The organism is Streptomyces sp. NRRL F-5126 (assembly GCF_000721265.1).
Lineage (GTDB): Bacteria > Actinomycetota > Actinomycetes > Streptomycetales > Streptomycetaceae > Streptomyces.
In genome coordinates this window covers 359775-369853 of record NZ_JOFZ01000005.1, presented here as the reverse complement: position 1 = coordinate 369853, position 10079 = coordinate 359775, and the positions used below count along the sequence as shown (strand labels likewise).

Genomic DNA, 10079 nt, shown 5'->3' with positions numbered 1-10079 from the left:
GTCGTCATCCCAGCACCGCAGGTGTCAGCCGTTCTGGAGAACGCCCGCGAGACAATGGTCGCGGAAGCCGCTGTGGCGAGGGAGTGGATCGCCGCGGACTGACCCGGCAGGCACTGTGTCCAGGAGCGGTCCCATGGACGTGCGCCTGCACGCGCCGTCGTCTGATCGACCGGGTGCAAACGGCCGGCCTCGGCCCAGGGGATGCCGGCGAGCGCCGCCACCGCCAATACTGCCTGCCGCCCCGCCGTGGCCGTCCGGCGCATGAGTTCGGCGCCCGGTCGGCTCTGGCGTCGAGCGCAGTGCGATGCGATGCGTGTCGCGGGCTCCAGCCTCACGCCGCCCACTCTGATTCCGCGCGGACCGTACTCCGACGCCCAGGACGACGAAGCCGCGCGTCAGGATTTGCGCAGCGGGGTGACCACCGGCCGCCCTTCGGGGTCCTCGGTCACCGCCACGCGTGCCGCGTACACGCGGGCGATCAGCTCCTCGGTGATGACCTCGGCAGGCGTGCCGTTCGCGGCTACGCGTCCGCCGTCGAGCAGGACGAGCCGCTGCGCGTACTGGGCGGCCGTGGTCAGGTCGTGCAGGGTGGTGACGACGGTCAGACGCCGGCTGCGACGCAACTCGTCCACCAGGTCGAGGACATGCTGCTGGTGTCCCAGGTCGAGCGCCGAGGTGGGCTCGTCGAGCAGCAGCATCCTGGGCTCCTGTGCCAGTGCGCGGGCGAGCGCGACGCGCTGGCGCTCGCCGCCGGAGAGCGCGGAAAGGCGGCGGTCCGCGAACCGGGTGAGGTCGAGCGCGGCCAGGGACTCCTCCCCCGCCCGCCGGTCGCGGGCGCCCGGGTGCGCCAGATAGCCGAGGTGCGGCGTCCGGCCGAGCAGCACGTACTCCCGCACCGTCATGTCCGGCGGCAGCACGGGCGCCTGCGGCACGTAGGCGATCAGCCGGGCCCGCTCCCGGTCCCGCAGGCCTGCGAGGTCGGTGGAGCCGACGAGGACCGTGCCGCGATGGCGGGCCAGTCCTGCGATGGCACGCAGGACGGTCGACTTGCCCGCACCGTTGGGCCCGATCAGCGCCAGCCAGCCGCCCGGTGCGACGGTGCAGGACACGGCGCGCACGACCGGGGTGCCGTCCAGATCGATGTCGAGCCCGGTGACGTCGAGCCCGGCCGGGCCGTCAGCCGCAGGACCGGGAGCGGGGTGGCCGGGCACGGGCGGTTCGTGTCCGGCCGGACCGGGGAGTGGGGGCGCGGGCCGGCTCATGTGCGCACCGATCGCGTGGTGCGCAGGATCAGCACGAACGCGGGCGAGCCGACGAGCGCGGTCACGACGCCGATCGGCAGTTCCGCCGGTGCCACGAGAGTGCGGGCCGCGGCGTCGGCGAGGATCAGGGATCCGGCGCCGAAGAGCAGGGACAGCGGGAGGACGACCCGGTACGAGGTGCCGGCCAGCCGCCTGACCGCGTGCGGCACGACGATGCCGACGAAGCCGATCAGCCCGCTGACCGCCACGGCGCTCGCCGCGGCCAGCGCGCACCCCGCCACGACGATCAGCCGGATCCTGCCGGGGTGCAGCCCGAGGGAGCGGCCCTCCTCGTCGCCCACGGCCAGCACGTCGAGGTGGCGGCCGTGCACCAGCACCACCACCGCGGCGACCGCCACGTAGGGAAGGATCTCCCGCGTCTGGTGCCAGGTGGCGGCGGAGAGGGAGCCGAGCAGCCAGGAGTAGACCTGCTGGATGTCCTGGCTTGAGCGCTGCAGCACGTACGTCTGGACGGCCGCGAGGAAAAGCGAGACCGCAAGGCCGGCCAGCAGCAGCGTGGACGTGCCGGGCCCGCCCGACACGCCGACGAGGTACGCGATGGCCACCCCGGCGAGCGACCCGGCGAACGCGGCCGCGGGTACGGCACTCGACGCCGCGCCGCCCAGCGTGACGATGGCGAGGGTCGCGCCGAGGCCGGCGCCGGCCGACGACCCCAGCAGCGAGGAGTCGACGAGCGGGTTGCGGAACACGCCCTGATAGCCCGCGCCCGCGAGCGAGAGCGCTCCGCCGACCAGCGCGCCGAGCACCACGCGAGGCATCCTGATCTGGAACAGCACCGCGTGGTCGAGCGAGCTCAGCCCGGAGTGCAGATGCACGAACGGCAGCCGGTCGAGCAGCGCGGCCGCCGTCGCCGCGGGGCTGAGGCCCGCGGCTCCTGCCATGGCGCCGACGAGCACCGCGCAGGCGAGGAAGACCACCGCGACCGCGTACAGGCGCACCGTGCGGGAGCGGGCCGCTGCCCGGATCACGGCCTGCGCCCGTTCCCCGTCACCGGGAAGGCGCCTTCTCGACCGCCCGGGCGATCGCGTCGACGAGCTGGGGCAGGCGCGGTCCCCAGCGGGAGGCGACGTCGCCGTCGAGGCCGATGACCGCCTTGCCGCGCACGGCGGGGATGCCCGACCAGCCGGGGCGCGCCGAGACAATCGCGGGGCTCTGCCCGCCGTCGGACTTCCCGTTGTCGGCGAGGAAGATCAGCTGCGGCCGCGCGGAGACGATGTACTCCTGGGAGAGCTGCGGGTATCCGCCGTCGGCCGCCTTGTCCGCCTTGTCGGCCACGTTCTTGAGGCCGAACAGCGACGCGACCCTGCCCACGAAGGTCGACGAGGTCGCCGAGTAGTAGGGGTCGGCTCCCAGCTCCCAGTAGTAGCGGAGGCCGGTGTGGTGGCTGCCGGCCCGCTTGACCGTGGCGGCTATCCGCGACTTCATCCCGGCGACGGTCTGCGCGGCCCGCGCCGCGTGGCCGGTGGCCCTGCCTATCCGGTCGATCTGCGTGTAGGCGTCCTCGATCGTCGCCGCCGCCGGCTCGATCATCACCGGCACGCCGAGCTTGCGCAGCCGGTTTACGAGGCCGCCGGAGTCCTGGGAGGCGACGACGAGGTCCGGGCTGTACTTGGCGATCGCCTCGATGTTCGGAGTCAGGCCGCTGAGGCTGGTGACGGGCGCGCCCGAGGGGTAGTCGGAGTCGGCGTCGACGGCGACGACCTGCTTGCCCGCGCCGACGGCGTAGAGGTCCTCGGTCGCGGTCGGCGAGAGCGACACGATGTGCTTGGGCCGTGCGTCGATGGTGACCTTGCCGTTGCCGGCCCGCAGGGTGACGGGGAACGAGGCGGCGGCCGATCCCGATGCCGAGGCCCGGGTCGATGCGGCGTCCGCCGGCTTTCCTGAGCCGCAGCCGGCGACGAGGGTGGTGGCCGCGAGGACCGCGGTGGCGACCGACGCCGCCCGAAGGAACGGTGCTCGGTGGAGTATCCGGCGTCGGCCGGGGCGGTGCGTCATGTGCGCTTCCTCCCGTGAGGACGGGAAGAAGCCGATCCATCGACAGGCCGCAACACGTGGACGCGCACCGGCGAAGACGGATCGCCCTTCCACGAGGGTCGATGTCTTGGCGCGACAGGAGGCGACCTGGCTTGGGCCGCGGTTCAGCGGCCTTCACAGTTGCGGGACAGCGCCGGAATGGCCCGCACGACACGGGCTTCACCGGCTTCGCTGCCTGATGCGCGACCGGCACCCGGTGAGTTCACGCGGGCACCAGCCGCCGAAAAGTAGCACGCCGGGAACCGCACTGTAAATCGCACGACTCCGGGCTTTCGGGACGTGGATGCGTGCCCGGGGCGCGAGTGCCCGCAACGGGTGGAGCGCGTCAGCGGAATACGCCGGTGTGCCCGAGGGAGTAGCGGCCCGGCTGGGGGTACACGCACAGGCCGTGCGGGCCGTTGCCGACCTTGATGCGATGGATCAGGTGGCCGTCGCTGGTACTGATCGCGTAGACCTCGGAGTTGTAGCGCCCTGACAGCCACAGCACCTTCCCGTCGGCCGAGACACCGCCCATGTCGGGGCTGCCGCCGCCGGGGATGTGCCACTTGGCGACGGGTTTGCCGGTGGCGAGGTCGAGGACCGAGATCGAGCCCTCGCCACGGTTGGAGACGAACAGCCGCCGCGAGTCGCGGCTGACGTACAGGCCGTGTGCGCCCTTGCCGGTGCGCAGCAGGTGCGGGCGGCCGAACGTGTCGCCGTTCAGGATCCACACGCCGCCCGCCACCATGTCGGCCACGTACCACGTCCGGCCGTCCGGGGAGATCTTCACGTCCTGCGGCTTGGCGCCCGCCATCGGCAGTTTCTGCCGCGCCACGACCTCCATCCGGGCCGTGTCCACCTTGAGCAGGTCGCCGGAGAACTCGCACGAAACGATGAAGTACCGTCCGTCGGGCGAGAAGTCGGCGTGGTTGACGCCGCCGCACCCGGCGGGCACCGACTTCACGACCTTCATGGTGTGCGCGTCGCGGAACACCAGTCGGCGGTCCTTGGAGGCCATCACCACGGCGTACTTGCCGTTGGGGGTGAAGTACAGGTTGTAGGGGTCGTGCACCGGGACCGGGTGCCCTGCCTTGCCGGTGGCCGGGTCGATGGGCGTCAGGCTGTTGCCGAGGTCGTTGTTGACCCACAGCGTCTTCAGGTCCCAGGACGGCACGACGTGCTGGGGCTCGTGCCCGACCGGCAGGGTGGCGATCACCTTGTACGTCGCGGGGTCGATGACGCTGACCGTGTCCGACTTCGTGTTGGGCACGTAGACGCGCGACGGGAAGTCTTTGACGACGGGCGAGAGGCGGCCGGGGCGGTCCGCGGCGTAGAGGTCGTGCGGGTCGAGCGGCGGCGGCATGCCGGGCAGCAGGTCCTGGCCGGGTCCGACGGCGGCCCGCGTGGCGGCGGGGGCCGCCGAGTGGGACGCGGCGCGGCCGGCGGCCGCCGGATGGCCGCCGCCCGAACCCGTGCAGGCCGTCGCCGCGGTGGCCAGGGCCATGGCGAGGAGGGCGGTCCGGGCCCGCGGCCGCCTCATGCGCGCACCATCCGCGTGGCGGTGACAGCGCTCAGGCCGCGGCTCCTGAGGCCGTCGAGAATGCCCGGCAGCGCTTCCAGCGTTCCGGTGTGGCCGAGGTGCATGCTGACCACGGAGCCGGGGCGCACGGCCGCCAGTACGGTCCCGCGTACGGCGCCGGCGCCCGGGTCGGTGTAGTCGAGGGAGTCCACGTCGTAGGACAGGCAGTGCGCGTAGCCCGCCTTGCGGGCCTGCCGCTGGACGAGCGGGGTGGCCAGGACGGCCTGCGAGGGGCGGAACCAGGTACCCGCCGAGCCGGTCAGCCGCCGCAGGCGCCGTGCGCAGTCGTCGATCTCCCGGTACGCGTCGGCCGCGCCCATCGCGGAGATGTCGACGTGGTGCTGCGTGTGGTTGCCGAGGTCGTGGCCGCCGGACAGGATGCGCCGGGCAATGCCCGGATGGGCGTCGAGCCATGTGCCGACGGCCAGCACGGTGAGGCGGGCCCCGGCGCGCTCTGCCGTGCTCAGGACCGCCTCGGCCAGGTCCGGTGCGCCCTGGCCGTGGAAGGTCAGGGCTACATTCGGCCGGTCGCGGGGGCCGTGCCGCACCTGGTCGGGCAGGTGCGGCGGGAGGGCGGCGGGGGACGCGACGGCCGGGGACGCGGCGGAGGACGCGGCGCGCCGGGCGGCGGGCGACGGCGACGTGGCCACGGGTCGCTTCGGTGGGGCCGCCGTGGTGCCGGAGCAGGCGCCCAGCAAGGACCCCGCGGCGCCGGCCGCGGTCGCCCCGCACAGATTCCTCAACACGCGTCGGCGTTCGACCGCCATGGCTGGCACCTCGCAGGTCGCTGCGGCCGGCCGCGGGACGCGGCCGGCTCCGTGGCGCGGCGACCGCCGGCAGCCGTCGCGGACGGCCGCATCCGCCGTCCTCAGCACGGTAGGCAGGCGGTACGCGGCCGCGCACCCCACCAGGGTCCGAGCGTGTGACGTCCCTGTGGTCAGGCCTTGTCGCTCACCGCCGTCGTGTTGTAGCCCTGCGCTCGCAGGACCGGGCGCCGGCCCGGGTGGAGCGCGGAGGAGGGCCAGGAGACGGTGAGCGTGCGGGACTCGCCCGGCAGCAGCCACAGGTAGTTGTCGCCGTATTCGGCCGGGAGTACCCGCTCGCCGCGCTCGTCGAGCAGCGAGAGACGCACCATCGCGGCCACGGTGGAGCCGGAGTTGCGCAGCACGGCACTCGCCTGCTGCCGGGATCCGGAGCGGTGGGAACGCCGCAGGGACAGGGAGAGCCTCGTCTTTCCGAGCGTGTTGAGAGCCTTCATGGCGGACGGTTCGCGGTAGCGCCAGTAGACGTTGCGTGACAGGACGGTGCCATGGGAGGAGGCCAGCGTCAGCCGCAGCAGGTGGAGGTCGGGCAGGTCCTTGCCGAAGGGCACCGTGAAGGCCTTCGCGGTCGCCGACGAGGCGACGTCCAGACGCGTCCGCTTCGGGCCGGCCACCCGCCTGCCGCTCAGGTCGTGGACCTCGGCGGTGACCTTGGCGCCTTCGAGCGCGCCGGGGGTGTGGTTGAGTGCGATCACCTGGCCGGTGGTCGGGTCGGCCTGCACGTGGTAGCGCTCGCAGGCCGAACGGGCCCCGTAGTAGACGCCGTTGACGTCGAAGTCGTAGTCGTAGGTCTGCCAGACCGTGCTGTGCCAGGCCGGGTGGGACATCCACAGCATCAGGCCGCTGGCGTCCTGCCACAGGTTCGCGTTCCACGCCTCGAACATCGCCCGGCTGTTCTCGAAGTTGACGAACTGCGCCTTGCGCACCAGGTCGTCCAGGCTGGTCGTCTTCCCCAGCCGCGCCTCGATCGCGGCCACGTACTGCTGTGGCGCCTGGTTGCCGTGCTCGCTCCAGTCGTGGTAGTACCACGTGCCACCGATCGGCCAGTCCGGCTGCTCGTCCCCGATCAGGTGGCGCATGCTCTGCTCGGTCGAGACGACCGGCATGCCGATCTCGGTGTGGAAGCCGAAGCTGTGGCTGGCGTAGAGGGACGGGTCGTAGTAGCGGTCCGGCTCCACCCAGTTGTAGGGGCCGCCGCCGTTGATGATGCCGCCGGCGGAGTTGTTCTGGTAGAGGACGCCGGGCGCCTGCGACTGCACCGCCTGCCTCATCCCGTCGTCGATGGCCTTGGGCGGGTTGCCCTCGTTGGCACCGCACCACACGGCCACGCACGGGTGGATGCGGTAACGCAGCACCGTGTCACGGGCGATGGTGTTGTACGCGTCGTGGTCCGGCGGGTCCATGCCCCAGGCGTTGGGGAAGTCGTTCCACACGAGCAGACCGTACTCGTCGCACTTGGCGAAGAACTCCTCGCGGTTGCTGGAGCCGACCCAGTTGCGGATCATCGTGAAGTTCATGTCGCGGTGCATACGCACCGCGGTGTCCATTCGGGCCGGGGGCATCCGGCGGATCAGCTCGTCCCATCCCCAGTTCCCGCCCCTGGCGAGCACCCGGGTGCCATTGACGCTGATCTTCAGCGCCTCCGGTGTGTTGTCGACGGTCTTGAGGTCGGTCCAGTTCTTGTTGTCGGCGGAGGACTGGATCACATACGTCTTGGGATAGGCCGCCTCCCACAGGACGGCGACCTGGTCGAAGCGGCGCGCTGCGCCGAGGTCCACCGTGATCCACTGGTTGTCCTCGTAGGAGGAGGACCAGCGGGAGCCCGCATCGCCGTCGGTGGCGTTCGCGGCCGGGTACGACGGATCCTCGCTGGAGGCGCTGACCTTGGCGTGCAGCGCCAGGTCGGTGCCGGGTGCGGCACTGTCGATCACCGAGAAGCTCCACAGTGAGTTGCCCCAGCTGGTGTTGCGCAAGCCGCACTTCAGCCGTACGTAGCGGGCTGTGGTCGCCGGGACGGTCTCGAGCCGCAGGCTCGCGTCGCCTCCGTTGAAGGGCAGGGGCAGAGCGCTGTTGTCGACGGCCTTGGCGTCCGTCCACGCACTGCCGTCCGTGGACGTCTGCACCACGTACGTCTTCGCGTACGCCTGCTCCCAGGTCGCGTCCACCCTGTCGAAGGACTGGACAGAGCCCAGGTCGACCTGTACCCACTGGTCGTCCGCGTAGGCCGACGTCCAGCGTGTCGCCGTATCGCCGTCGCTGACCGCTGCCGGATCGGTGCCGTCCGCGCTGCTGGAGGCCGTGGCCTTGCCGTGCAGCGCCAGGTCGGTGCCGGCGTGCGCGCTGTCGATGACCGAGAGCTCCCACAGGGAGAATCCCCAACCGGTGGCTCGCGTCCCGCACTTGATACGCACGTAGCGGGCGCGGACGGCGGAGTCGAACGTGACCTGCTGCGTGTATGCGTCGGACGAGGCAGTGAAGGGCAGCGGCACCTCGTACGCGTAATCGAACTGCCGGATGCCGAACCGGGTGGTGCGGCGGTCGCTGGTACGTCCGCGGACCGATGCGGTCAGCGTGAGGTCGTGCAGGGCAGGGTCGCCGTACCCGTTGGGCCACCACAGCTTCGGGTCGTGCAGCTTCAGGGCGGGGAAGTCGTCGGGAGCGAAGGTGACTTCGGTGCTCTTCCCGGCTGCCACGGTGGTCTTCGTGCTGACCCGTACTCCGTCGAACGCGGCGGTCACGGTGATGTCGTGGTCGGCGGTGTCGGCGTTGCGCACCGGCACCACGATCGTCACCTCGGCACTCGACGTGTCAGGCAGCTTCGGCAGGACGGTGTCCACGCGGGGATCGCCGATCAGGGCGTGCCCGGTCGAGCGCAGCCGCACATGGTTCCAGATGCCGGCCCCGCGGTCGCGCACCGCGGGCATCCAGTCCCAGCCCGACGAGGCGAGGTAGGTCGGCGAGTTGAGGTTCATCTGGCCCGCGCCGGCGTCGACCCACGACTCACCGGCCGGCCCCTTGTCGCCGGGGCTGCCGGGCACCGGCATGGGCGTGATCTTCACCGCGAGAGCCTGCGTGCCGCGCGCCGTCATGGCGGTCACGTCGTAGGCGGCCCGGGCGAAGGGATAGGTGAGCGTGCCCGCCTTCCGGCCGTTCAGCCACACCTCCGCCTCGTGGTTGACGCCGTCGAACTCGAGCCACACGTGCCGGCCCGCGCCGGTGTCCAGGCCGTGCGGCAGCTCGAAGTCCCGCTTGTACCACCAGGAGTGGCGCGACAGCGCCTCAGGGGCGCGCATGTTGCCGAACCCGGCCACCGGGTCGGGCAGCTTGCCCTGCTCGACGAGCGCCCCGTGCACCGTCCCCGGCACCACCGCAGGCAGCCAGCCGCCGGTGTCCACCCCTGTGCGCGACAGATCACCGCCTGCGCCGTCCGCCCAGTCGTCCATGGTCAGCACCCAGCCGGACTCCAGCGGCACCGTGCCGTCGGCGGCGAGCTCCAGGCGCGGCGGCCGGTGCTCGTGCCTGCCCCAGTCGGTCCACCCGGTGGCGGCGGGACGGTGCCGGGGGCCGGTGCCGTACACCTCGAAGCCGTTCAGGCCCAGCGGGTCGGGGGACGACCGCTTGGTGGAGGTCATCCGCACCCAGCGTGCCTGCGTCGGCTTGGCCGGTGTGATGTCGACGGTTCCGCCGGCTCCCGAGGTGGTGCGGTGGATACTCGTCCAGGATTTCCCGTCCACCGAAACCTCGACGGTGAACGCGGTGGCGTAGCTGGAGAGGATCTCCTTGCCGGTGGTGCCGTCCGACCAGTTGCCTGTCGGCTTCGGCACGAACACCGGGTCGCCCTCCGCGGCTTCGAACGTCAGCCGCACGGACGTGACCTCGCAGAGCGCCTGCAGATCCACCGACACCCACTGCGGATCGCCGTCCGCGGCCCGCCAGCCCGTGCCCTTGACGCCGGCCGAGGTCACCTTGTCCACCACGAACTGCGCCGGCGTGGGCGCGTAGGCGGTGGAGGACACGTGGACCGGCCGGTATGCGGCCAACTCGCCCTTGGCGGCAGGCGAGCCGTGCGCGGCGGGCGAGTGCACCGCGCCCGGAGCCGCGGCGAAGGCCCGTGCGGGCAGCGCAGCGGTCAGCCCGAACCCGGCAAGCAGGCTGGACCCGGCGGTGACGACCGTTCGGCGCGAAGGGCGAGGGGGCTGATCCGGAGCAGATGCCATGGCGAGAGTCCCATCGGAATACGGAGAAATCGTGCGGATGCGGCCCTGACCGTCGCACCCGCCAATGACAACGTTGTCTGATTGGACCTGGACGGAGTCGGCCAAAAATGTGAACTGAGTCGGCATC

General features: G+C 72.0%; 6 protein-coding genes and 1 riboswitch. All 6 genes read right to left on the bottom strand.

Annotated elements, in window-relative coordinates; all coding sequences use genetic code 11:
• Positions 1-395: 395 nt before the first annotated feature.
• The 6 genes from IH48_RS0112790 to IH48_RS0112765 all read right to left on the bottom strand — a co-directional run bounded on the left by IH48_RS0112790 (position 396) and on the right by IH48_RS0112765 (position 9952).
• A complete protein-coding gene (locus IH48_RS0112790) occupies positions 396-1211 on the bottom strand; it encodes an ABC transporter ATP-binding protein (RefSeq protein WP_234434226.1) in 816 nt (271 codons plus the stop codon).
• Between the two features lie 47 nt (positions 1212-1258).
• Positions 1259-2290, bottom strand: a complete 1032-nt coding sequence (locus tag IH48_RS0112785) for a FecCD family ABC transporter permease (protein WP_199809940.1) — start codon at positions 2288-2290, stop codon at positions 1259-1261.
• Between the two features lie 19 nt (positions 2291-2309).
• Positions 2310-3317 (bottom strand): ABC transporter substrate-binding protein, encoded by a 1008-nt coding sequence (locus IH48_RS0112780; protein WP_078849671.1) that lies wholly within the window; start codon positions 3315-3317, stop codon positions 2310-2312.
• 99 nt (positions 3318-3416) lie between these two features.
• Positions 3417-3569, bottom strand: a riboswitch (cobalamin riboswitch).
• Positions 3570-3681: 112 nt separating this feature from the next.
• Positions 3682-4875 (bottom strand): beta-propeller fold lactonase family protein, encoded by a 1194-nt coding sequence (locus tag IH48_RS0112775; RefSeq protein WP_051839657.1) that lies wholly within the window; start codon positions 4873-4875, stop codon positions 3682-3684.
• On the bottom strand, positions 4872-5681 hold the full coding sequence (locus tag IH48_RS0112770) for a polysaccharide deacetylase family protein (RefSeq protein ID WP_030903117.1): 810 nt from the start codon (positions 5679-5681) through the stop codon (positions 4872-4874). Before IH48_RS0112770 ends, IH48_RS0112775 begins: the two co-directional genes overlap by 4 nt.
• A gap of 170 nt (positions 5682-5851) precedes the next feature.
• Entirely contained in the window at positions 5852-9952 is a 4101-nt protein-coding gene (locus tag IH48_RS0112765) for a discoidin domain-containing protein (RefSeq protein ID WP_030903113.1), read from the bottom strand.
• Between the last annotated feature and the right edge of the window lie 127 nt (positions 9953-10079).